At 64.5% G+C, this 23,915-nt stretch carries 20 protein-coding genes; 10 read left to right on the plus strand and 10 right to left on the minus strand.

The annotated features are described in order from the left end of the window. Positions 1–149: 149 nt before the first annotated feature. On the minus strand, positions 150–953 hold the full coding sequence (locus tag PSEEN_RS13795; protein WP_011534141.1) for a substrate-binding periplasmic protein: 804 nt from the start codon (positions 951–953) through the stop codon (positions 150–152). A 224-nt stretch (positions 954–1,177) separates the two neighbouring features. On the opposite strand from PSEEN_RS13795, the gene PSEEN_RS13800 reads away from it, so the two are divergent. Then, positions 1,178–1,456, plus strand: coding sequence for a hypothetical protein (locus PSEEN_RS13800; protein WP_011534142.1), 279 nt, complete (start codon positions 1,178–1,180; stop codon positions 1,454–1,456). Here PSEEN_RS13800 and PSEEN_RS13805 read toward each other — a convergent pair. Continuing rightward, positions 1,453–2,145, minus strand: a complete 693-nt coding sequence (locus PSEEN_RS13805; protein WP_011534143.1) for an alpha/beta hydrolase — start codon at positions 2,143–2,145, stop codon at positions 1,453–1,455. The two genes, PSEEN_RS13800 and PSEEN_RS13805, sit on opposite strands and share 4 nt — an antisense overlap. A gap of 216 nt (positions 2,146–2,361) precedes the next feature. Here PSEEN_RS13805 and PSEEN_RS13810 point away from each other — a divergent pair, with 216 nt between their 5' ends. Both PSEEN_RS13810 and PSEEN_RS13815 read left to right on the plus strand, forming a co-directional pair. Further along, positions 2,362–2,763 (plus strand): MerR family transcriptional regulator, encoded by a 402-nt coding sequence (locus PSEEN_RS13810; RefSeq protein WP_011534144.1) that lies wholly within the window; start codon positions 2,362–2,364, stop codon positions 2,761–2,763. A gap of 20 nt (positions 2,764–2,783) precedes the next feature. Further along, positions 2,784–3,683, plus strand: coding sequence for a hydroxymethylglutaryl-CoA lyase (locus PSEEN_RS13815; RefSeq protein WP_011534145.1), 900 nt, complete (start codon positions 2,784–2,786; stop codon positions 3,681–3,683). A gap of 535 nt (positions 3,684–4,218) precedes the next feature. On the opposite strand, the gene PSEEN_RS13820 is transcribed toward PSEEN_RS13815, so the two are convergent. Next, complete coding sequence (locus PSEEN_RS13820; protein WP_011534146.1) at positions 4,219–4,746, minus strand: MgtC/SapB family protein; 528 nt, start codon at positions 4,744–4,746, stop codon at positions 4,219–4,221. Positions 4,747–5,113: 367 nt separating this feature from the next. Between PSEEN_RS13820 and ccoG the strand changes: the two genes are divergently transcribed. From ccoG to PSEEN_RS13835, 3 genes are read left to right on the plus strand one after another with little or no spacing between them, the layout of a single operon-like run. Continuing rightward, complete coding sequence (gene ccoG, locus PSEEN_RS13825; protein ID WP_011534147.1) at positions 5,114–6,523, plus strand: cytochrome c oxidase accessory protein CcoG; 1,410 nt, start codon at positions 5,114–5,116, stop codon at positions 6,521–6,523. Positions 6,524–6,573: 50 nt separating this feature from the next. After that, a complete protein-coding gene (gene mapR, locus PSEEN_RS13830) occupies positions 6,574–7,983 on the plus strand; it encodes a GntR family transcriptional regulator MpaR (RefSeq protein ID WP_011534148.1) in 1,410 nt (469 codons plus the stop codon). Between the two features lie 54 nt (positions 7,984–8,037). Beyond that, on the plus strand, positions 8,038–10,080 hold the full coding sequence (locus PSEEN_RS13835; protein ID WP_011534149.1) for an ATP-binding protein: 2,043 nt from the start codon (positions 8,038–8,040) through the stop codon (positions 10,078–10,080). A 6-nt stretch (positions 10,081–10,086) separates the two neighbouring features. On the opposite strand, the gene PSEEN_RS13840 is transcribed toward PSEEN_RS13835, so the two are convergent. The 4 genes from PSEEN_RS13840 to PSEEN_RS13855 form a co-directional block, all read right to left on the minus strand. Beyond that, positions 10,087–10,833, minus strand: a complete 747-nt coding sequence (locus PSEEN_RS13840; protein ID WP_044488154.1) for an SDR family oxidoreductase — start codon at positions 10,831–10,833, stop codon at positions 10,087–10,089. A gap of 161 nt (positions 10,834–10,994) precedes the next feature. After that, complete coding sequence (locus PSEEN_RS13845) at positions 10,995–12,530, minus strand: DHA2 family efflux MFS transporter permease subunit (protein WP_011534151.1); 1,536 nt, start codon at positions 12,528–12,530, stop codon at positions 10,995–10,997. After that, positions 12,527–13,720 (minus strand): HlyD/EmrA/EmrK family protein, encoded by a 1,194-nt coding sequence (locus PSEEN_RS13850; protein ID WP_011534152.1) that lies wholly within the window; start codon positions 13,718–13,720, stop codon positions 12,527–12,529. Before PSEEN_RS13850 ends, PSEEN_RS13845 begins: the two co-directional genes overlap by 4 nt. Positions 13,721–13,750: 30 nt before the next feature. Next, positions 13,751–14,224: a MarR family winged helix-turn-helix transcriptional regulator gene (locus tag PSEEN_RS13855; protein ID WP_011534153.1), complete on the minus strand. Its 474-nt coding sequence runs from the start codon at positions 14,222–14,224 to the stop codon at positions 13,751–13,753. A gap of 387 nt (positions 14,225–14,611) precedes the next feature. Between PSEEN_RS13855 and PSEEN_RS13860 the strand changes: the two genes are divergently transcribed. Then, positions 14,612–15,619, plus strand: a complete 1,008-nt coding sequence (locus PSEEN_RS13860) for a FecR family protein (protein ID WP_011534154.1) — start codon at positions 14,612–14,614, stop codon at positions 15,617–15,619. Between the two features lie 9 nt (positions 15,620–15,628). Here PSEEN_RS13860 and PSEEN_RS13865 read toward each other — a convergent pair whose 3' ends face one another. Beyond that, positions 15,629–16,948 carry a Na+/H+ antiporter family protein gene (locus PSEEN_RS13865; protein ID WP_011534155.1) on the minus strand — a complete coding sequence of 440 codons (1,320 nt, stop codon included), beginning with the start codon at positions 16,946–16,948 and terminating at the stop codon, positions 15,629–15,631. Positions 16,949–17,199: 251 nt separating this feature from the next. On the opposite strand from PSEEN_RS13865, the gene PSEEN_RS27500 reads away from it, so the two are divergent. Continuing rightward, on the plus strand, positions 17,200–19,347 hold the full coding sequence (locus PSEEN_RS27500; RefSeq protein ID WP_011534156.1) for a methyl-accepting chemotaxis protein: 2,148 nt from the start codon (positions 17,200–17,202) through the stop codon (positions 19,345–19,347). Between the two features lie 83 nt (positions 19,348–19,430). On the opposite strand, the gene PSEEN_RS13875 is transcribed toward PSEEN_RS27500, so the two are convergent. After that, the gene (locus tag PSEEN_RS13875) at positions 19,431–20,345 is read right to left on the minus strand and encodes a site-specific integrase (RefSeq protein WP_011534157.1); all 915 of its coding nucleotides are present in this window, start codon (positions 20,343–20,345) and stop codon (positions 19,431–19,433) included. 213 nt (positions 20,346–20,558) lie between these two features. Between PSEEN_RS13875 and PSEEN_RS13880 the strand changes: the two genes are divergently transcribed. Next, on the plus strand, positions 20,559–21,740 hold the full coding sequence (locus PSEEN_RS13880) for an NnrS family protein (protein ID WP_011534159.1): 1,182 nt from the start codon (positions 20,559–20,561) through the stop codon (positions 21,738–21,740). A gap of 194 nt (positions 21,741–21,934) precedes the next feature. Beyond that, a complete protein-coding gene (locus tag PSEEN_RS13885; protein WP_011534160.1) occupies positions 21,935–22,582 on the plus strand; it encodes a DUF1345 domain-containing protein in 648 nt (215 codons plus the stop codon). Here the strand turns inward: PSEEN_RS13885 and PSEEN_RS13890 are convergent. Further along, on the minus strand, positions 22,508–23,737 hold the full coding sequence (locus tag PSEEN_RS13890; RefSeq protein ID WP_011534161.1) for a pyridoxal phosphate-dependent aminotransferase: 1,230 nt from the start codon (positions 23,735–23,737) through the stop codon (positions 22,508–22,510). The two genes, PSEEN_RS13885 and PSEEN_RS13890, sit on opposite strands and share 75 nt — an antisense overlap. Positions 23,738–23,915: the final 178 nt, after the last annotated feature.

The following is a 23,915-nucleotide window of genomic DNA, read 5'->3' on the forward strand; positions in this document are numbered from 1 at the left end:
GTTTGTTTCGGGCCATGCGCCGCGGTACGTTGCAACCTGTGTAGGAGCGGATTCATCCGCGATGCACGCGTGAGCGGCGCTCGACTTCGAGACCACTGCATGTTGCTCGCCTGGCAGTTGGTCGCGGTGATCCAACCCTCTACCGAGCCTCACTCCTGATGCTGCTGTTGCTTCCACAACGCCAGGTTCTGCGCCAGCCACTGCTCGGGCAACGGGCTGGCGACGATCTCCTGCATCTTTTCCGCCATTTGCTTGCGCAACGCCGGCTGGTTGCAGGGCGCATTGCGCGACAGCGCCAGGTACAGGCCCTCGCTGGAAACCGGCGGCTCGAGTACTTCAAGGCGCTTATCCATGCCCTGGGTCTCGGCCAGCGCCATGCCAGGGTAACGCTCGTAGATCACATAGTCGTTGCGCTTGAGCAGCAGCTTCTGGAACGCCTGCGCCGCGCTGGGTACCGCCTCGAGGTTGAGGTTGGCCCGGGCGTAGTCATCGAACTGCTGGCCGTAACTGTTGTTGACCAGCGTCCCCCCGCTGCGCCCTTTCAGGTCCGCCCACCACGAATAGGCAAAGCCATCGCCCTGACGCACCCAGACCACACTGGGGGTGTTCAGGAAGGCGGGCTTGATGAAATCCATGACCTGCTGCCGCGCCCGGGTGAGGAAATACCCGGCCAGCATGTCGATGCGCCCGGTGCGCACCTCTTCCTGGGCCCGAGACCAGGGACCTGCATACACCACATCGACCACCAGCCCCAGTTCTTCTGCCAGGTGCTTGAGCAAGTCGGCGTTGGCGCCGATCAGTTGCTCAGGATTATGCGGATCTCGCCAGAGATACGGAGGGTACTCGGGGTTGCCCGTCGCCTTCAGATGCCGGCAGTCATCCGCCGCCTGCACGCCCATGGCCATCAGCGCCAGGACCAGGCACAAGGACTGGCACACATTACGTCCGCTCATTTGCGACCCTCGGCTCATTGGACATTCGGTGGAAGTGAGTGGACGGGGTCCGGTGCCGCTCAGGGCACAAATGGCACATTCTGCACGACAAATGGCCACTAGCCACTCCCCACTGGAGCCTCTGTGCTGCGGTACATCGTCACGCTGCGCCGCAGTGGCGAAACGGCTAAGCTGAACAGGCCAATTTCACACAGGCCTGGGGCCTGTCCAGCAAGAGCTTTGACATGACCGACAGACCTGCCTCCTGGCTATTGCTCTGCACCCTCGCCCTGGGCTTGGCCATTGGCGCGGGCTGCTCCAGCAAAGCCCGTTACGCAACCGCCAACGCTGGCTCCAACTGCTATGCCAAGGCCATGCCCAGCAATGGTGAAGGGGGCCTGGCCTTCGGTAACACCCTGGCCATGGCACGCAAGAAGTCCATGGACAGTTGCATCCGCTACGCCGGCCGCTCCGGCGGCACACCCGGCACCTGCCAGGTGGTGCTCGCCCAGTGCAAGCGCTAGCTGAGCGCCTTCACCGCCTCGTCGATCAGGTTCGCCACATCGGCCGCCCTTGACGCCAGGGAGGCATGGCTGGCATCCAGCGTGATGACCTTCTTCGCGTTCAATCGATCAGCCATCTTGCGTTGGTTGTCCGGGTGGATCATGTGGTCGGCGCTGGAAATCTGGTACCAACTCGGCTTGTCCTTCCAGGCCGGGTTGGCGATGGTGTCGCCAAAGGTGCTGGCCAGCGGCGCCTTTTGTGTTACCCCCATGACCAGTCCATCCTCCTTCGGCAGATCCTGGCAGAAGCTTTCATGGAACTTGTCGGCCTTGAGCCATAGATAGCCATCGCTGTCCGGCGCCAGGTTGGGTGCTGCGGCGGGAAGATGCTCCTGTGTGATGGCACCAGGGCTTTCGCCCGCGTCCGGCGCGAACGCGGCAATGTAGACAAGCCCCTTAACATTGCTCGCATTGCCTGCCTCGGTGATGACCGCACCGCCATAGGAGTGCCCCACCAGCACCACTGGCCCCTCGATCTGCGCGACCACCTTGCGAGTGCGTTCGACATCGTCGGCCAGCGACGTCAGTGGCATTTCCACGGCCCGCAGGCCTGTGTGGCCCTTGCGGTCCAGCTCGACGATAACCCGCCCCCAATGGGCGGCGCCGCCCCAGAAACCGTGGACCAGAACAACTGTGGGCTTACTGCTCATGAAGGCATTCCCTCGTAAGGTGGCATGGCTGGAAAACGGGTGCGTCACACCCGTCGGAACAGCATAGGTGAGTGGTGCAATGGCGATAGATCAAAGCCATTGGCCGCCGCCCGCGCTCATTCCCAAAGCCACTGGATTCGTGCGATTCAATCGCGAGCTTGACGTATACGTAAACCTGGCTTTAGGTTATCCCCATTCCTCCCGCCGAGCCCCAGCATGACCAGCCAGACCTACAGCATCTCCGACCTCTCCCGCGAACTGGACATCACCACCCGCGCCATTCGCTTCTATGAGGAGCAGGGCTTGCTCAGCCCTGAGCGCCGCGGCCTGGAACGCATCTATTCGGCACGCGACAAAGTGACCCTCAAGCTGATCCTGCGCGGCAAGCGCATCGGCTTCTCGCTGGCCGAATGCCGCGAGCTGATCGGCCTGTACGACCCTACCGGTGGCAACCTCAAGCAGCTCAACAGCATGCTCGCCAAGATCGCCGAACGCCGTGCCCAACTGGAGCAGCAGATGCTCGATATCCAGCAGATGCACCTGGAACTGGACACCGCCCAGGAGCGCTGCGAGCAGGCGCTGGCCGCCACCCTGAACCAGCAGCACCCCAACCGTTGATCAGCCACAGGAACCCCGCCATGTCATTGCCAGAAAAAGTCCGCCTGGTCGAAGTCGGCCCGCGCGACGGCCTGCAGAACGAAGCCCAGCCCATCAGCGTCGCCGACAAGGTGCGGCTGGTGGACGACCTTACCGATGCAGGGCTCGGCTACATAGAAGTGGGCAGCTTCGTTTCGCCCAAGTGGGTGCCGCAGATGGCCGGCTCCGCCGAGGTGTTCGCCGGTATCCGGCAACGTCCAGGTGTAACCTATGCGGCGCTGGCGCCCAACCTGCGCGGTTTCGAGGATGCGTTGGCGGCCGGCGTGAAGGAAGTGGCGGTGTTCGCCGCCGCCTCCGAGGCGTTCTCCCAGCGCAATATCAACTGTTCGATCAGTGAGAGCCTCAAGCGCTTCGAGCCGATCATGGAGGCCGCAGGCAACCACGGTGTACGGGTGCGCGGCTATGTGTCCTGCGTGCTCGGCTGCCCTTATGAAGGTGCGGTCAAGGCCGAGCAGGTCGCCCCGGTCGCTCGCGCCTTGCACGACATGGGCTGCTACGAAGTGTCGCTCGGCGACACCATCGGCACCGGCACCGCCGGCGCTGCCCGCCGCCTGTTCGAGGTGGTCGCGGCCCAGGTGCCCCGTGGGCAACTGGCCGGGCACTTCCACGACACCTACGGCCAGGCCCTGGCCAATGTCTATGCCGGCCTACTCGAAGGGATCGCGGTGTTCGACAGCTCTGTGGCCGGCCTGGGCGGCTGCCCTTATGCCAAGGGTGCCACCGGTAACGTGGCCACCGAGGATGTGGTGTACCTGATGCAAGGCTTGGGTATCGACACTGGCATCGACCTCGACCGCCTGATCGGTGCGGGGTTGCGAATCAGTGAAGTGCTCGGCCGTGCCACCGGTTCGCGGGTGGCGCGGGCGCGCGGCGCGCGCTGAGTCACACGGATGTCACGCAACTGTGGGTGGAGTGTTACCGCCCACAGATCGCATAGGGAAAATTCGGGTAACAGGGAAACAATTCGACAGAATTTCACTGGCTCGAATTTTCAGCAATTCTATCAAGTCATTGATTTTAAAGGATTTTAAAAAGTTGGCACGGCACCTGCTTTATCTCTGGCATAACAAGAACAAAAAACGCGACACCCAATAAGAACAATAGAGAACGGCTCTGACATAACAAGAACAACACGGCAGAGGCGTAGCAAGCAGATTTTTTTGGAGTCGACGTGCTTTTCAGGGGTTCGCCCCGCAACCTGACACAGAACAATAAAACTACCTGCAAGGTAGCGGCAGTCACGGTTGGATCACGTTGGATGAACGCAGGTCAGCGCTCAAAAAAATACGTTTGCTCTTGGCCCCGGGTAGGGGCCCTGCGGTACCGAGGCAACGGCTGACAAAAACAACAACAGGCCCGTCTCCAATAATAATAAAAGAGCAGGCAACAACGCTTTGAGGGGAGCTTCGGCTCCCCTCAGTGCTTCCTGCCCTCGTCCTTCTCGTGCTCCCCCTCGCGTTCACCTTCCACCTTCTCCACCAGCACCGGCATGCTGCACAGCACCAGCAGCGCCAGTACCGTGCTGATCAATGCCGTTGCCTCGCGCCCCATGCCTGCGGCGGTGCCGATAGCGGCGGTCATCCAGAGCCCGGCGGCGGTGGTCAGGCCTTTCACATGACTGGTGTCCTGGCCATGCCCCTTGAGAATGGTGCCGGCCCCCAAGAACCCGATACCGGCAACGATGCCCTGGATGATCCGGCTCAGCGCTTGCTCGTCCGCGCCAGCCATGCCCGGGGCAAGCACGAACAGCGCCGCCCCCATGCACACCAGCATGTGCGTGCGCACACCGGCCGCCTTGCCCTTGCTCTCGCGCTCGAAGCCCAGTACGGCACCCAGCAATGCCGCCATCAGCAGGCGCAGGAGCACCTGTGTCACTTCGTGCTCATCGGTGATATCGGCGAATTCGGCTTGCAGCGTCGTCCAGATGGCTTCCCAGGTCTGCATGGTCACACCTCCCCCTCTTTGGCTTACCCAGCCCTTGTAGGAGCCGGCCTTGCCGGCGAAGCAGGCACCGCGGTGCCTGGCACCGGCCATCGGTGTTCGCCGGCAAGGCCGGCTCCTACAAGGGCCCATGTTGCTGTAGACCCCTGTCCATCCGCTGAGTGCACCGCAGTCCGTCCAGTGACCGGCGCAGGTGCGGTAGATAGCCGCAGGTACCTGCTGATAAACCCTCAAGGTTGTGTAATTCGAGGGGTTGACGCTGCACGCCACGCATCTGATATGGTTTTTATCGTGATACCTGAGTCTGTGCTGCAAACAGATCGGGCGCCATAGTGCCCAGGCCTGATCGAGGCCTGATGAGCGATGAACCATGAGCGATAGAATCCCCTTCCGAGTCATCGAGATTGCCCCCGCCGCCGCCAACAAGAGCAAAAGCCAAGCGGACGGCAGCATTCACACCCGCAGCTTCACTGGCTTCTACCGCACCCTGCGGGTCGCCTTCGCGGGCCTGTTGTTCGCCCTGTTCTTCGGCACGGCGTGGTTGCAGTGGAATGGCCGCCAGGCCGTGCTCTGGGACCTGGCCGAAAGCAAGTTCCACATCTTCGGCGCGACCTTCTGGCCCCAGGACTTCATCCTGCTCTCCGCGCTGCTGATCATCTGCGCATTCGGCCTGTTCGCCATCACCGTATTCGCCGGCCGTGTCTGGTGCGGCTATAGCTGCCCACAGAGCACCTGGACCTGGCTGTTCATGTGGTGCGAAAAAGTCACCGAGGGTGACCGCAACCAGCGCATCAAGCTGGACGCCGCCCCCTGGGGCCTGAACAAATTGGCCCGGCGCGGTCTCAAGCACGGATTGTGGCTGGCCATTGGCGTGGCCACCGGGCTGACCTTCGTCGGTTACTTCACGCCGATCCGCCCACTGGCCCAGGAGCTGTTCACCTTCGAGCTCGGTGGCGTGGCGCTGTTCTGGGTGCTGTTCTTCACCGGCGCCACCTACATCAACGCCGGCTGGCTGCGTGAGGCGGTGTGCATGCACATGTGCCCCTATGCCCGCTTCCAGAGCGTGATGTTCGACAAGGACACCCTGGCGGTGGCCTACGACCCGAGCCGCGGCGAATCCCGCGGGCCGCGCAAGAAAGGCAGCGACCCACGCAGCCAGGGCCTGGGCGACTGCATCGACTGCACCTTGTGCGTGCAAGTCTGCCCCACCGGCATCGACATTCGCGACGGCCTGCAGATGGCCTGCATCGGCTGCGCCGCCTGTATCGATGCTTGCGACGGGGTGATGGACAAGATGGGTTACGCCCGTGGCCTGGTTGGCTACAAGTCCGAACACAACCTGCAGGGTGGCAAGACCCACTGGCTGCGCCCTCGCCTGCTGGGCTACGCCACCGCCCTGGTGGTGATGATCGGCGCGCTGGTGGTGGCCCTGCAGATGCGCCCGATGGTGTCGATGGATGTGATCAAGGACCGCGGCCTGTTCCGTGAGAATGCCCTGGGCCAGATCGAGAACATCTACTTGCTCAAGATCATCAACAAGACCCCGCAACCCCAGCACTATCGCCTACGCCTGGTGGATGCCGACGGCTTCGAATTGCACGGACGCACCGAATTCACTATCGCGCCCGGCGAGATGAGCGAACTGCCGGTGTCGGTGGCGATGCTGGCCGACCGCCCAGCCAGCAGCTCCCAGGAGCTGGCCTTCGAAATCCAAGACAGCGATCAACCTGGCGTGCGCAGCGTCGCGACGAGCCGCTTCGTGGCGCCGATGAACCGTTGATCCCTTACACTGCCCCTCACCTTGCCTGCAGGTTGCGACAGATCATTACAATGAAACGCTACGAACGATTCGCCGACGACATTGCCGAACTGATCCGCTCCGGGGTGCTCGGCCCCGGCCAGCGCGTGCCCTCGGTACGTTATGCCAGCCAGACCCACGGCGTCAGCCCGTCCACGGTGTTCCAGGCCTATTACCTGCTGGAGCGCCGTGGCCTGATCCGCGCCCGGCCGCGCTCGGGCTACTTCGTCAATGCCCACGCCCCACGCCCATTCAACGAACCCCAGGCGCAGGCGCCGGCCAGCGAATCCACTGACGTGGATGTCAGCGGCCTGGTGTTCTCCATCCTCGATTCGATCAAGGATCCGCACACCGTTCCGTTCGGCTCGGCCTTCCCCAGCCCCACCCTGTTCCCCCTGCAACGCCTGTCGCGCTCGCTGGCCAGCGCCAGCCGGGCGATGGACCCGCGCATGGTGGTCACCGACCTGTCGCCGGGCAACCCGCAACTGCGTCGGCAAATTGCCCTGCGCTACATGGTCGGCGGGCTGATGCTGCCGATGGAAGAACTGCTGATCACCAACGGTGCGCTGGAGGCGCTGAACCTGTGCCTGCAGGCGGTGACCCAGCCCGGCGACCTGGTGGCCATCGAGGCGCCGGCCTTCTATGCCTGCCTGCAGGTGCTCGAGCGCCTCAAGCTCAAGGCCGTGGAAATCCCGGTGCATCCGCGCGAAGGCATGGACCTTGGCGTGCTCGCCAAAACCCTGGAAAAGCACCCGGTCAAGGCCGTGTGGTGCATGACCAATTTCCAGAACCCGGTTGGCGCCAGCATGCCGGAGGCGAAGAAACAGCAACTGGTCGAGCTGCTGCGCCGCCATCAGGTGCCGCTGATCGAAGACGACGTCTACGCCGAGCTGTACTACTCGCAGCAAGCACCGAAGCCGGCCAAGGCCTTCGATACCGAGGGGCTGGTGATGCACTGCGGCTCGTTCGCCAAGAGCCTGGCCCCGGGCTACCGCATCGGCTGGGTCGCCGCCGGGCGCTTCGCGCAGAAGATCGAACGGCTCAAGCTGATGACCTCGCTCTGCGCCTCGATGCCGGCCCAGGCCGCCATCGCCGACTACCTGCAGCACGGCGGCTATGACCGCCACCTGCGCAAGCTGCGTTATGCGCTGGAAGGCCAGCAGGCCAACATGCTCGCCGCCATCGCCCGCCACTTCCCGGCGCAGACCCGCGTCAGCCAGCCTTCCGGCGGCTATTTCCTGTGGCTCGAACTGCCCGAGCAGATGGATGCGCTGAAGCTGTTCCACATGGCCCTGGCCCAAGGCATCAGCATCGCGCCGGGGCCGATCTTCTCGCCGACCCGACGCTTCGGCAACTGCATCCGCCTGAACTACGGCAGCCCCTGGGGCGATGGCCCCGAACAGGCCATGGAGACCCTCGGGCGGATCGTGCGCTCGTTCTAGCCGCCGACGGGCCGGCAGGCTACAGTGGGGCCTCGCCCTCCTGCGGACACTCGCATGCCCGAACGTGAACTCCATGAGCTGCGCCAGCGCAATGCCGAGCTTGAGGCTCAGCTGGCGCAGCTGCAAGGTATCGATAACAGCCTGTACCGTTTCTTGTTCGACACCATGGACGAAGGTTTCTGCGTCATCGAGTTCTTCGATGGCCCCCATGGCCCGCTCAGCGACTACATCCACGTCATCGCCAACGCCGCCTACGCCCGCCATGCCGGCATCCCCAATGTGGTCGGGCAGAAGCTGCGGGAGATGGTGCCCGACGAAGCCGACGACTGGGTGGCTCGCTACGGCGAGGTGCTACGTACTGGCCAGCCGTTGCAGTTCGAACAGGAACTGGTAGCCACCGGGCGGGTACTGTCGGTCACCACCTTTCGCATCGAGCCCGCCGAAAGGAACCAGGTCGCCGTGCTGTTCAAGGATGTCACCGAAAAACGCCGCGCAGAGACCGCGCTGCAGCAGCTCAACGATCATCTCGAGCAACGCGTTGTCGCGGCGCTGGCTGAACGCCGCCTGTTCGCCGAACTGGTTGAACGAAGCGTGGCGCGTGTGCAGGTGCTGGACACTTCGCTGTGCTTCCTGGCCGTCAACGCGCGGGCGGTAAAGGACTTCGAGTTCCTGTTCGGTCGCAGTGTCAAGGCAGGTGACAGCCTGGTCGAATGCCTGTCCGGTTTTCCCGAGGAGTGCGAACGCTCGGTGACGCTCTGGCGGCGGGCACTGGCCGGAGAAAGCTTCATCGAAGTGATCCAGTACGGGAGAGGAGAACGACAGCGGCATTTCGAGCTGCGTTTCAACCCACTGCGTGATGCCAGCGACGCGATTGTCGGTGCTTACCTGTTCGTCTACGACATCAGCCGCCAGGTCAGCGAGCAGCAACGTCTGCTGGAGGCCGAGGATGCATTGCGTCAAGCGCAGAAGATGGAGGCTGTCGGCCAGCTTACCGGTGGTATCGCCCACGACTTCAACAACCTGCTTGGGGGCATCCTGGGCGCCCAGGAGCTGGTTCGCCAACGCCTGGAACAGGCACGTCTGGACGATATTCCGGCCTTGCTCGACACTGCAGGCGATTCCGCGCGACGGGCCGCGGCCCTGGTGCATCGATTGCTGGCGTTCTCCCGTCGCCAGACCCTGTTGCCACAGGCCACCTCGGTCGGTGCGCTGATCCTCGACATCGAGGAACTGATCCGCCGCAGCGTGGGCCCGGCCATCGCCGTCCATGTCGGTTGCGCCCCAGGCCTGTGGTCGACGTTCATCGATCCACCGCAACTGGAAAGCGCCCTGCTCAACCTGTGCATCAATGCCCGCGACGCCTTGCCCGATGGAGGGCGAATCGAGATCCGTTGTGAAAACCTGTCGCTCGACACAGAACGCGCCACTGCATTGGACCTCGCGGCAGGCGAGTACCTGCAACTGAGCGTCGAAGACAACGGTCGCGGGATGCCAGCAGAGGTCGTCGAACGGGCCATCGACCCGTTCTTCACCACCAAGCCGCTCGGCCAGGGCACGGGGCTTGGGCTGTCGATGGCCTTCGGTTTCGTGCGCCAGTCGGGTGGCCAGTTGCAGATCCAGTCGACGCCGGGAGCAGGCACGCGGATCGATCTCTACCTGCCCCGCCACCCTGAAGCGCCCAAGGCACCGGAGGCCCGCCCGGTGGCCGAACGGCTGGCGCACCCTGGCCGGGCGCGGATCCTGCTGGTCGAGGACCAGGCGGCGCTACGCCTGGTCATTGGCGAGGTACTCGATGAATTCGGGCATGACGTGGAAGGCGTCGAGCACGGCCCGGCCGCTCTGGCGCTATTGGCGCACGGCTTCGTGCCGGACCTGCTGATCAGCGATATCGGCCTGCCGGGCGGCCTCAACGGGCGCCAGGTCGCCGAGGCCTGCAGAGCCCGGCATCCTGACCTGCCGGTGCTGTTCATCACCGGCTATGACGAGAGCGCGGCACTCAGCGACGGGCAGTTACCGGCGCGCACCGCTGTGCTGCGCAAACCGTTCGAGCTGCCAGCGATCGCCGACCTGGTCGCGCAGCTGCTGAGCGCCGGGTAACCGGCGTCAGCGCCCGCCACTCAGGTCGATGAAGGTGCCCGTCGAGTAGGACGCCTTGTCCGACAGCAGCCAGAGGATCGCCTCGGCCACTTCCTCGGGGCGCCCGCCGCGCCCCATGGGCAGGCCTGGCTCGAGCTTGGCGACGCGCTCGGGGTCACCGCTCAAGGCGTGGAAGCCGGTATGGATATAGCCCGGCCGTACGCCATTGACGCGCACGCCCTCGCTCGCCACTTCCTTGGCCAGGCCAATGGTGAAGGTATCCAGCGCCCCTTTGGAGGCGGCGTAGTCGACATACTCGTTGGGCGAGCCCAGGCGCGCGGCCATGGACGAGACGTTGACGATCGCCCCGCCCTGCCCGCCATGGCGCCGCGCCATGCGCAGCAGGGCGTGCTTGGCGCAGAGCATCGGGCCGACCACGTTGGTCTTCATGACCTTGAGCAGACGGAACTCCGACATCTCTTCCACCCGGCCCTGCTGGCCGATAGTGCCCGCATTGTTGACCAGCGCGGTGACCGGCCCCAGCTCATGGTCGACACGCTGGAACAACTGCACCACCTCGTCCTCGACGCTGGCGTCGGCGCGCACGGCAATGGCCGTGGCACCTAGCTCGCGAACCTGGGCCAGCACCGTTTCGGCGGCCTCGTCGTTGGCGTGGTAGTTGATGCAGATGCGATAACCCTGTTGCGCCGCCAGCAAGGCGGTGGCGGCGCCGATGCCCCGGCTGGCGCCGGTGATGACGATGACCTTGTCCATGGATATGCCAAATTGCTCGGAAAAGACCTGCAAGATTAGGGGAAACCCACCGCCTTGATCAATGCCACGCCATCCCCTGTAGGAGCCAGCTTGCTGGCGAACCGCTTCAACACCGTGTGGCCTGGTTCGCCAGCAAGCTGGCTCCTACGGTTTTTTTTATGTCAGTGCCCTGCCGACGCGGGCCCGGCCTTGGCGGTGAAAGGCGGCTTGGCCAGCCACACCAACAGGATCAGCCCGGCGAACACCCAGGTCAGCAAGGTGAAATAATCCACCGTCGACATCATGTAGGCCTGACTGTTAAGGATCTGCTCCAGTTTCGCAAAACTTTGCGGGCTGGCCCCACCCAACTGCTCCAGGGAATGCCGGGTGGCCGGGTCGAAGGTGCTGATGTGCTCGCTCAGGTACGCATGGTGCTGGTCGGCGCGGCGAATCCAGATCCAAGTGGTCAGCGACGCGGCGAAGCTGCCGCCCAACGTGCGCAGGAAGGTGGCCAGCCCCGAACCATCGGCGATCTGGTGTGGCGGCAGGTCAGACAGCAGGATGCTCAGGGTCGGCATGAAAAACAGCGCCACACCGATGCCCATGAACAACTGCACCAAGGCGATATGGGTGAAGTCCACCTCGCTGGTGAAACCGGCGCGCATGTAGCAGCTGGTGCCGATGGCCAAGAACGCGATGCCGGCCAGAACGCGCAGGTCGAAGCGGTGCGCATACTTGCCGACGAAGGGCGACATCAGTACCGGCAACAAGCCGATCGGTGCCACCGCCAGCCCCGCCCAGGTCGCCGTGTAGCCCATCTGCGTCTGCAACCACTGGGGCAGGATCAGGTTGATGCCGAAGAACCCGGCATAGCCGCCCACCAGCACCAGCGTGCCGATGCGGAAATTGCGGTGCACGAACAAGCGCAGGTTGACCACCGGGTGGCGGTCGGTCAATTCCCAGATGATGAAGATCGCCAGGAACACCACCGAGATCAACGTGCCGACGACGATGAACGACGACTCGAACCAGTCCAGGTCGTTGCCCTTGTCCAGCACCACCTGCAACGCGCCGACACCGACGATCAGGGTCAGCAAGCCGATGTAGTCCATCGGCTGGCGGCTGGTGACCACCGGCCGCGCGCGCATCTGCTGGCGCACCACGGCGGCGGCGAACAGCCCGATGGGAATGTTGATGAAGAAGATCCACGGCCAGCTGTAGCTGTCGGTGATCCAGCCGCCCAGGATCGGCCCGGCGATCGGCGCCACCACGGTGACCATCGCCAGCAACGCCAGGGCCATGCCTCGCTTCGCGGGTGGGTACACGGCAATCAGCAGGGTTTGCGTCATCGGGTACAACGGCCCGGCCACCACCCCCTGCAGCACCCGGAAACCAACCAGTTCGGGCATCGACTGGGCGACGCCGCAGAGGAACGAGGCCAGCACGAACAGCAGCGTGGCCCAGATGAACAGTTTCACCTCGCCGAAACGCCGGCTCAGCCAGCCGGTCAGCGGCAAGGCGATGGCGTTGCTCACCGCGAACGAGGTGATCACCCAGGTGCCCTGCTCGTAGCTGACCCCCAGGTTGCCGGAGATGGTCGGCAAGGCGACGTTGGCGATGGTGGTGTCGAGCACCTGCATGAAGGTCGCCAGCGACAGGCCGATGGTGGTCAACAGCAGGCTCGGCGGGGTGAACTGCGCGGGGGCCGCCTGGCTCATCGCTGGGCCGTCTTGCCGGCGGCGCTGTTATCGTGGATCAGCCGGGCGATCAGGTTGTCGGCCTCGACCAGCTGGCGGTCATACACTTGGGTGGTGTAGCTGGCCTGTTGGGGTGGCTGCTGGGCCAGGGCCGGGCCGCTCTGGTCGTGCAAGTCGACTTCGGCGATGGTCGACAGGCCGATGCGCAGGGGGTGGTCTTTGAGCTGGTCAGGGTTCAGGTGGATGCGCACCGGCACACGCTGGACGATCTTGATCCAGTTGCCGGTGGCGTTCTGCGCCGGCAGCAGGGCAAAAGCGCTGCCGGTGCCGGCCCCCAGGCTGTCGACGGTGCCGTTGTACTTCACCTCGCTGCCGTACAGGTCGGCGCTGATCTCCACTGGCTGGCCGATGCGCATGTCGCGCAGCTGGGTTTCCTTGAAGTTGGCGTCTATCCATACCTCGTCCAGCGGGATCACCGCCATGGTCGCGGTGCCCGGTTGCAGGCGCTGGCCCAGTTGCACCGTGCGCTTGGCCACGTAGCCGGTGACCGGCGCCACCAGGGTGGTGCGGGCATGGTCGAGGTAGGCCTGGCGCAGGTCGGCGGCGGCGGCCATCACTTCCGGGTGCGAGGACACCACCGTGTCGTCGACCAGCGCGGTACTGGTGTTGAGTTGCTGGCGCGCGCTGTTGAGCGCGGCCTGGGCGACGGCCAGGTCGTCGCGAGAGTGGGCGATTTCTTCCTGGGCGATGGCGCCGCTGTCGGCCAGCACCTTGCGTCGGTTGTAGTTCTGCTGGGCCTTCTGCAGCTCGGCCTGGCGGGTTTCCAGCTGGGCCTTGAGCGAATCGACATTGCTGTACAGCCCGCGCACCTGGCGCACGGTGCGCGCCAGCTTGGCCTCGGCAGCCTGCAGGACCACCTCGCTGTCTGCCGGGTCGAACTGCAGCAGCACCTGGCCGGCGTGCACCAGGTCGCCGTCATCGGCACCGATGCTGGTGACTGTGCCGGTGATCAGCGGGGTGATCTCCACCACGTTGCCATTGACGTAGGCGTCGTCGGTGCTTTCGTGCCAGCGCCCGACCAGGCTGTACCAGGCCCAGGTGCCGGCACCGGCGAGGATCAGCAACAGCAACAGGGCGAGCAGCCAGGCCTTGCGCTTGCGTGTGTTGTCAGGCGCGACGGCGGGTGTGGAGGTGTCTGCGGGAGTGGCCATGGCGGTACCTTGGAGAATGCGTGACAGGGATCAACGATCGCCGAAGCGGCGGATCGTCAGGGGGTCGCCGGCACTGATCAACACCTTGGCCAGCAAGCCTTCGAGGGTCTTGAGTTCTTCGGGCTGCAGCACCCCGACCAACTCGTTCATCGCCGCCGCGCCCACCTGCGGCAGGCGGTCGGCCAGGCGCTGGCCGTCGGCGGTCAGGGCCAGGCGCACCTGGCGACGGTCGTCCGCGCAGCGATGGCGCAGGATCAGGCCCTTCTGCTCGAGGCGGTCGAGCATGCGGGTCATCGAGCCGCTGTCCAGGCCCAGGTAGCGGCACAGTTCTGCGGGGGTATCGACCTGGTACTGGGTAACGATGATCAGCACCTTGAACTGCGCGGCGGTGACGCCGTCGGCTTCGAGGTGCCAGTCGAGGATGCGATCCTTCAGCAGCGCCGCACGACCCAGCAGCATGCCGATGGTGCAGGTCTGGAAATTATCCGGGGTGAAATGGGACATCGGGGGTCTGCTCGGGCAATTGTATGAAAATATTACTGCCTAGGCAGTGAATGTCAAAGCCTTGATTAGCTGGCTAACAAAAAATTCATGGATGGAGCAAAAACCACGGCTTTGACGCGGCTTCTGTAGGAGCGGCTTCAGCCGCGATCACCTGCGAAGCGGGTGCCAGAAACCGCGTTGCCTTCATCGCGGCTGAAGCCGCTCCTACGCCCGCAACCCCAACCCGTTCACCGTCCTCGGACTCGACCTCGCTGATCGCCCGCCCCTGGCCCAGATACGACCCATCCTCATATGCGACGATTTTTCCTACAATTGATAGTCATTCGCCATTAACACGTTCTCGACAGGCCCGCCCGGAGGTAGAATGCCGCAAAACCGGGAGCCGCAATGAACCAGGACCGCCACATTCCCAGCGAAGACGATGCCATCACCGATGCCGCCGCGCACTGGTGCATGCGCCTGCACGCCGACGATTGCACGGCGCTCGAGCGCCAGGCGTTCAGCCAGTGGCTGGCCGCCGACCCACGGCATGCCGAGGAATACCAGGCGATGCTGGAGATCTGGCAGACCGCTGATCTGCTGCCGCGCACGGCCACGGTCGTCGAGCTCAAGCCCTCGAGACCACGGCAGGCGCCAGCGCGCCATTGGCGCCCTTTCGCCTCCGCGGCGGCAATTGCCCTGCTCGCCCTGCCCCTGGCCGGCTGGGTTGGCTGGGAGCAAGGCTGGCTACCCAATAGCTACCAGCACTTCGAAACCACCGGCCAGTTGCAGCAGGTGCGCCTGAGCGACGGCAGCAGCGTCGAGCTGAACCTGCACAGCGAACTGCGCTACCTGAACTTCAAGGACGAGCGCCGTGCCACCCTGGTCAAGGGCGAGGCATTCTTCAAGGTCGCGCACGACAGCAGCCACCCGTTCATCGTCCGCGCCGGCAACGGCCAGACCCGAGTGACCGGCACCCAGTTCAACGTGTGGAAGTACGAGGATCAGGTCAAGGTGACCCTGGTGGAAGGTTCGGTGCTGGTGAGCAGTGCCGGCAACGCTGGTGGCTACCGGCTTGGCCCGGGCATGCAGGCCAGCTACGACAAGGGCGATTTCGAGCCCCAGCTGGCCCAGAGCGACGACTACGGCAACAACCTGGCCTGGCGCAACGGCAAGCTGGTGCTGGACAACCTGAGCCTTGCCCAGGCGCTGCCGCTGATCAACCGCTACCTCGACAAGCCGCTGCTGCTGGCTGACGACAGCACCGCTGGCATTCGCATCAGCGGTATCTACAGCACCACGGAAGTCGAACGCCTGGTCGACACCCTGCCCAAGGTGCTGCCGATCTACCTCACTCGCAGCAAGGACGGCAGCACCGTCCTCAACCGCATCGTCCCGGTCCCCAGCCGCAGCTGAGGCCCTGCTTCAGAGGATCATCGCAGCCAGCCAGCCGAAGGCCAGCAATGGCAGGTTGTAGTGGATGAAGGTGGGCACCACGGTGTCCCAGATATGGTGATGCTGGCCATCCACGTTAAGGCCTGCGGTCGGCCCCAACGTCGTATCCGAAGCGGGTGAACCAGCGTCGCCCAACGCACCCGCAGTACCAACGATACACACGATGGCGAGCGGGTCGAACCCCAACTGGACACACAGTGGCACGAAGATCGTGGCCAGGATGGGCACGGTCGAGAACGACGACCCAATGCCCATGGTCACCAACAAGCCGACCAGCAGCATCAACAGCGCCCCGACGCCCTTGCTGTGCCCGATCCATTGCGCCGCAGCCGAGACCAGCATCTTCACCTCGCCCGTGGCCTTCAGCACCTCGGCGAACCCTGCCGCGGCAATCATGATGAAGCCAATCATCGCCATCATCTTCATGCCTTCGGTGAAGACGTCGTCGCTGTCCTTCCAGCGCACGATGCCCGACAGGGTGAAGATCAGGAATCCGACCATCGAGCCGATGATCATCGACGACAACCACAATTGCACGACGAATGCCGCGGCCACGGCGAAGACAGCGACCAGCAAGGTCTTCGGGTTGTAGCTTACTTCGACCTGTTCGACCTGCTCGATTCGCGCCAGGTCGTAGTCACGCTTCTTGCGATAGCTGAAGAACACCGCCAGCAGCAATCCCACCACCATGCCGGCTGCCGGAATGGCCATCGCCCGGCTGACATTGATACCGCTCACGTCAACCCCTGCACGGCTGACGTTGGCCAGCAGGATTTCATTGAGGAAGATGTTGCCGAACCCCACCGGAAGGAACATGTACGGCGTGACCAGGCCAAAGGTGATCACACAGGCGATCAGCCGTCGATCGATACGCAGGCGAGTCAACACATACAGAAGCGGTGGCAGGAGCATGGGAATGAAAGCGATGTGAATCGGCAACAGGTTCTGCGAACAAATGGAGACGAGCAGGATCAAGTAGATCAGTGCCCACTTGACCCGGCCTCCCTCCGCGCGACCCTGGTGGTTCACCATCGCCAGCGCGCGGTCCGCCAAGGCATGGGCCAGCCCGGACTTGGCAATGGCCACAGCGAACGCTCCCAGCAACGCGTATGACAGTGCCACCGTGGCGCCACCACCCAGGCCACCATTGAAAGCTACAAGCGTTCCCTCAACACCCAGTCCACCGACCAGCCCCCCCGCCAAGGCGCCGATGGTCAGCGCAATGACGACATGCACGCGGCAGAGACTCAGGACCAGCATGAGCCCGACCGCGGCGATAACAGCATTCATGGTATGCAAACCTCTTTACTACAGACAAAAAGTGGGTATTCCGGCAGCAAGCGGCGGCCAGACCCAGGCATGTTGTATGAAAGGCGCACACTCTGAAGCACGAATTAACAGAAGTCAAAGGCGTCTGTTTCGCGCCATGGCGTAGGAATAGGTCCAGGCCTTACACTTTAAATTGAACGTTTGAATAAAGAAAAAACTTACCCCGCCGATACAGCCTGCAGCATCAAACCTATTAGAACGGAATTGCCCCAATGCCTTCGCTGCGACAACTCTCGATTCAATGGAAGATCACCCTGCTGGCAGGCCTGTGCCTGGCGGCTATCGTCACTCTGCTGGTCGGCCTTTCGCTGTACCGCATGGACCACAGTTCGGACCTGGTCAAGGCCAGCAGCATGAAGATGCTCACCGAGGCGGCCCAGTCGCGCATCGAGTCCCAGGGCGAAGTGCAGGCCCTTAACATTCGCCGCCAGTTCATGGACGCCTACCAGTACGGCGCCGGCTTCGCCCGCCAGGTGCTGTTCCTGCGCGAGCAGGCGGAAAAGCGCTTCCTCGACGCCTACGACCTGCGCCAGGACATGACCGCCCAGGTGCGCGCGGCCCTGCAGGCCAACCCCGACCTGCTGGGGCTGTCGCTGGTGTTCGAGCCGGGTGCGCTGGACGGCAAGGACAAGCTGTTCGCCGGCCAGAGCGAGCTGGGCAGCAACGAAACCGGGCGTTTTGCCCTGTACTGGTCGCAGCCCCGTGCCGGCCAGTTGACCTCGATGGCCCTGCCCGAGCACGACATGGCCAACACCGAGATCGGCCCCAGCGGCCAGCCGGCCAACACCTGGTGGGTGTGCCCGCGCAGCAGCGGCCAGGTCTGCGTGGTGGAGCCGTACTTCTATGACATCGACGGCCAGCGCGTGCTGATGACCAGCATCGTCTTCCCGCTCAAGGCCAACGGTAAAGTGATCGCCACGCTGTCCATCGACATCAACCTCAACAGCCTGCAGGCCCTCAGCCAGACAGCCAGCCGCAGCCTGTACGAAGGCCGCACCACGGTCGGCATCCTCAGCCCGGTCGGTTTGCTGGCCGGCTACAGCGCCGACGCCACCAAGCTGGCCCAGCGCTTTGACCAGGTTGACCGCGCCCAGGGCGCCGAGATGGTACGCAAGCTCGGTGAAGGCAAACTGCAGATCCTCCACGACCAGCAACGCCTGAAAGTACTGGCCGCATTCGAGCCGATCCCTGGCGGCAAGCCCTGGGGCGTGCTGCTCGACGTCCCGGAAAGCGCCCTCACCGGCCCGGCCGAAACCCTCAAGGTGGAACTCGACGCCCTCAACACCAGCGGCACCCTGCTGGAGCTGGGCCTGGGCCTGGCCGCCGCCATCGCCGGCCTGCTGCTAGTGTGGCTGATGGCCCGTGGCGTGACCCGGCCGATCCTCGGCGTGGCGAGCATGCTCAAGGATATCGCCAGCGGTGAAGGTGACCTGACCCGCCGCCTGCAGTACGCCAAGCAGGACGAACTGGGCGAGCTGGCCGGCTGGTTCAACCGTTTCCTCGACAAGCTGCAACCGACCATCGCCGAGGTAAAGCGCTCGGTGCAGGCCGCCCGTGGCACCGCCGACCAGTCGGCGGCCATCGCCGCCGAGACCAGCGCCGGCATGGAACAGCAATACCGCCAGGTCGACCAGGTGGCCACCGCCTCCCATGAAATGAGCGCCACCGCCCAGGACGTCGCCCGCAGTGCCGCCCAGGCCGCCCAGGCCGCGCGCGAGGCCGACCAGGCCACCCGCGAAGGCCTGGCGGTGATCGACCGCACCACCACCAGCATCGACACCCTGGCCGCCGACATGAGCAGCGCCATGGCCCAGGTCGAAGGGTTGGCGCAGAACAGCGAGAAGATCGGTTCGGTGCTGGAGGTGATCCGCTCGATCGCCGAGCAGACCAACCTGCTGGCGCTAAACGCCGCCATCGAGGCCGCCCGCGCCGGTGAAGCCGGCCGTGGCTTCGCGGTGGTCGCCGACGAAGTGCGCAACCTGGCCCGCCGCACCCAGGAATCGGTGGAGGAAACCCGCCAGGTGATCGAAGCCCTGCAGGCCGGCACCCAGGTAGTGGTGGGCGCCATGGACAGCAGCCATCGCCAGGCCCAGGGCGGTGTCGAACAGGTCGGCCAAGCCGTCACCGCGCTGCAACGCATCGGCCAGGCCGTGACGGTGATCACCGACATGAACCTGCAGATCGCCAGCGCCGCGGAAGAGCAAAGCGCGGTGGCCGAGGAAATCAACAGCAACGTCGCCACCATCCGCGACGTCACCGAGTCGCTGTCGGGGCAGGCCAACGAATCGGCGCGGGTCAGCCAGTCGCTCAACAGCCTGGCCAACCAGCAGCAAGGCTTGATGGACCAGTTCCGCGTCTAACCCTCACCCCTTGGCAGGCTGGCCCCCCTGTAGGAGCCAGCCTTGCTGGCGAACACCAGCAAAGCCGGTGCCAGAACTGCCCCTCAATAGTCGAACCGCTCCACCGCCCGCCGCCGCTCATTGTCATCCCGCCGGTCGTACCCCGCCGTGGTCTGGATGTTGGCGTGGTGCGCCAGCTTCTGGGCGATCGACAGGTCGTGTTCCTCGATCACCCGGGTGATGAACGCGCGGCGAAAATCATGGGGCATGATCTTCGCCCCCACCTGCGCCCCACGCTGGCGTGCGATGTAGTAGATGGCGTGCTTGGTAATTCGTGCACGGGTGATGTGGCTGCCCCGTCGAATACGGTTGAACAAGAACGCATCGTCGCACTCCCCCGCCGGCAGGTGCTGGCGGCGCAGGTCGAGCCAGGCCTGCAGCTTGTCGAACGCCCAGCCCGGGGCGTACTTGATCAGTTCGCGATTGCCCTTGCCCAGCACCTGCACGCTGCGCTCGTCGAAGTCGACCTGGTCCAGGTTCACATCCACCGATTCCGACTTGCGCATGCCGGTGCCATACAGCAGCGCCAGGATCGCCGCATCGCGCACGCCCTGCGGTCGCGGGTCGGCAGCACAGACATCCATCAGTTCACGAATCAGGCTGCGCCGCAAATTGCGCCCTGCCGGCAGGCGACTGCCGCTGGCCGGCTTGATTTCACGGATCTTCAGCAGATGCTCGTGCTCGACCAAGCCCTGGCGCCAAGCCTCGTTCATGACCCCGCGCACCGCGTTCACATACAGCGAGGAAGTATTCGGGGCATAGCCATCCGTGCGCAGGGCCGCCACCAGGGCGATCACATGGCCGGGCTCGAGATGGTGCCAGGGCACATCGGCGATATCGCAATCGACGAAACCCAGGCGATCGGCGGCATCCTGGAGGATGTAGCGCATGGTCAACTGGCTGGACGGCGCCAGGCGGGCGAGGTACTGCAGCAGCGGGTTGCGCAGGAGGTCGGTCACAACGGGAATCCTGTAGCGGAGCTTCGGCGCGGGAAGGCAGCGTAAAGCAAAAACAAGTCTCAATGACCACGATGGAAGTCAATATGACAACAAAATCGCAAGGTCATTATGACAACAAAACTGCCATCATCTTGATATTCAAGGGTTTCAGCGATGGCACGAATCGTGATGGTACCCCATTCACTTACGCTGATCGAACCAAGGCGCTTGCTCATGCTCATACAGCCGATCACCGCTCGCCCACGCCAGGCCCTCTGGGCCCTGGGTTTTCGCCCGTTCTTCCTTGGCGGCAGCCTGTTCGCCTTGCTTGCCCTGTTGCTATGGGCCGGGACACTGACCGGCACGCTGCAAGTTTCACCTGCGGGGGGCATGCTGGCCTGGCACCGCCATGAAATGCTCTATGGCTTTGCCGCGGCCATCGTAGCCGGCTTTCTGCTGACAGCCGTGCAGAACTGGAGCGGCATCCCCGGCCTGAGCGGCCGCCCCTTGGCGGGCTTGTTCCTGCTCTGGCTGCTGGCGCGGGCAAGCTGGTTCCTGCCCTTGCCGCCGGCGCTGCTGATCGTGCTCCAAGGCGCCTTCCTGCCCCTGGTGGCCGTGGCGTTGGCACGGCCGATCATCCAGCGCCGCCTGCGCAACAATTACCCCATCGTGGTACTGATCCTGCTGTTGTCGGCCTGCCAATGGCTGGCACTGGCCGGCTGGCTCAACCACGACGAGCGCTGGCAACGGCGTGGCGTGCTCGCCGGGCTTTGGCTGGTGGCGGCAATGATGAGTGTGATCGGTGGCCGGGTGATCCCTTTCTTCACCCGTCGCGGCCTGGGCAACATGGCCCCGGCGCCGACGCGGCCCTGGCTAGATCGCACCTGCCTGGCGGCCAGCGTGGCACTGCCCGTCAGTTACCTGGCAGGGGCCAACGATACGCCACAATCCTTGATGGCTTTGCTGTTCGGCGCCCTGGCCATGCTGCACGGAGTACGCCTGGTACTCTGGCACGACCGCGGCATCTGGCGTGTGCCGCTGCTGTGGTCGCTGCACCTGGCCTATGCCTGGCTGGTACCGGCCTGCCTGGGGCTGGCGGCGTGGCATGCCGGGGTGGCTATCAACCCGAGCCTGGCGGCCCATGCACTCACGGTCGGCGCCATGACCGGACTGATCGTGGCCATGATGGCGCGGGTCAGCCTTGGGCACACCGGGCGGCCATTGCAGGTGCCACGCAGCATCGGCTGGGCATTCGCGCTGATCCAGTTCGCGGCACTGGCCCGGGTGGCACTGGTGCCGTTCACGTCGCTGGGGCTGGGCCTGTCGGTGCTTTTGGGTTGTGCGGCGTTGCTGCTGTTCCTGTGGCATTACCTGCCGATCCTGACGCGCCCCAGGATAGATGGCATGCCGGGATAGCGAAACACCTGCGATGCTTACATGTTGTAGGAGCGGCTTCAGCCGCGATCACCCGCGAAGCGGGTGCCAGACACCGCGTTGTCTGTATCGCGGCTAAAGCCGCTCCTACAAAATATTTGTTCCAGGGGGAGCAAGTGGGCATTGCTCGTCGTGTGGTCTACAGTTGCAGCGCACCCCTCCAACGCCGAGACAGCATGGCCTTCCACCACCTCACCCGCACTCACCCGCGCCTCAGCATCGCCATCCTGGCCGGCCTTCTCGGCGCCTGGTTGATCCCCGCCGACGATACCGTGCAACACATCCTCGCCGGCTGGAATCTGGGCGTGTGGCTTTATCTGCTCATGGTCCTGTGGCTCAGCCTGCGGGCGACGGCGGCCAAAGTGCGCCAGGTGGCCAGCATCGAGGACGAGAACGCAGGCCTGGTGCTGGTCACCGTCATCGTGGCGGCCATCGCCAGCCTCGCCGCAGTGACCTTGCAACTGGTGTCCAGCCGTGGCCTGGAGGGCGGCGCGCTGGCCCTGCACTACCTGTACACCGGCCTGACCGTAGCCGGGTCATGGCTGCTGATCGGCTGCATCTTCAGCCTGCACTACGCGAGGCTGTTCTACACCGGCGATCGCCACGAGCCGCCGCTGCGCTTCCCCGACAACGAGCGCAATCCGGACTACTGGGACTTCCACTACTTCTCGTTCACCATCAGCGTCGCCGTGCAGACTTCGGATATCGGTGTCGGCGGGCGCGCCATGCGCAAGGCGGTGCTGGCCCATTCACTGGTAGGCTTCGTGTTCAACACGGCGATCCTGGGCTTCACCATCAACATCGCCGCCGGCCTGCTCGGCTAGCACTCGCCGGGCACAGGCGACGATGCGCCGGCAAGCCTCCTCCAGCACCTCGGCATCCAGCACCAGCCCCAACCGCACATGCCCCGCCGCGCTTGGGCCGAAGGCATCCCCCGGCAACAGCGTCACGCCCTCCTCCAGCAGCAGGCGCTGAGCGAAGATCTGGGCGCTGAGCCCGCTGCCACGAATATCGAGCATGACGAACATGCCGCCCGCTGGACGATGTACACGCACCCCCGGGCAGCCTTCCAGCGCCGCGCAGACCCGGTCCCGCCGCTGGCGGTAGGCCTCGCGCATCCGCCGTACCTCCGGCAAGTCGCGTTCCAGCGCCAGGCGAGTGGCCTGCATGACGAACTCAGGCAGGCCGAACAGCATGGCCATGGCCAGGTTGCCCAGATGCGCCGCCAGCGCCTTGGGCCCGATCACCCAGCCCACTCGCCAGCCGCTCATGGCATGGGACTTGGACAGGCTGTCAATCACCACGCAGCGTTCGGCCATGCCCGGCAAGCTGAGCGGGCTTGGCGCCGGGCCGTCATAACTCAGGTTGCGATACACCTCGTCGCACACCAGCCACAGGTCATGCTCGCGGCACAGTTGCGCAAGGCTCGCCATGTCGGCCGCATCGATGATCGCGCCGGTAGGGTTGTGCGGGCTGTTGAGCAGCACGCCGCGGGTACGCGGGGTGATGGCCCGGGCCACGGCGCCTGGGTCAAGCCGAAAGCCTTCTTCCGAGCTTACCGCCACGGGTACCGCCTGCGCGCCGCAAGCACCGAATACACCGTGGTAGGTGACATACATCGGCTCAGCGACGATCACCTCGTCGCCGGCCTCGAACAGGCACTGGAAAGTCGCGTACAAGGCGCACTGGGCGCCGGCGGTGACGACCACTTGGTCCGGGTCGAGGGGCAACTGGCGGTCGCGCACGATGGCCTCGCGCAACGCCAGGCTGCCGCGCACATCGCTGTAGTGGGTGTCACCCTGCCGCAAGCTGGCCACCGCCGCCTCGACCACTGCTGACGGTGTGTCGAAATCCGGGTCGCCCATCGACAGCAGAAAGATCTCGCGCCCCTGTCGGCGCAGGGCCAGGGCCTGGTAGTGGATATCCCAGGCGGCGGCCGCCTCGCCGGCGATGCGTTGGGTGAGCGTGGAAAACCGCATGGCTACCTCCCTGTCTGCCCGACCCGCACCGCTGGTCCGAAATTGCTGCCAGTAAACATAGCAGAGCCGGGCGCCTCGCCAGCGCCCGGCCCATAGGACAAACGTTTGCCCCGGTGGACGCCCGCCGACCGGTCACGATGACAGCAGTGTGACCACCGTCATGCATTAGCACATTTGC

This window comes from Pseudomonas entomophila L48, from assembly GCF_000026105.1.
In the GTDB taxonomy this organism is placed as follows: domain Bacteria; phylum Pseudomonadota; class Gammaproteobacteria; order Pseudomonadales; family Pseudomonadaceae; genus Aquipseudomonas; species Aquipseudomonas entomophila.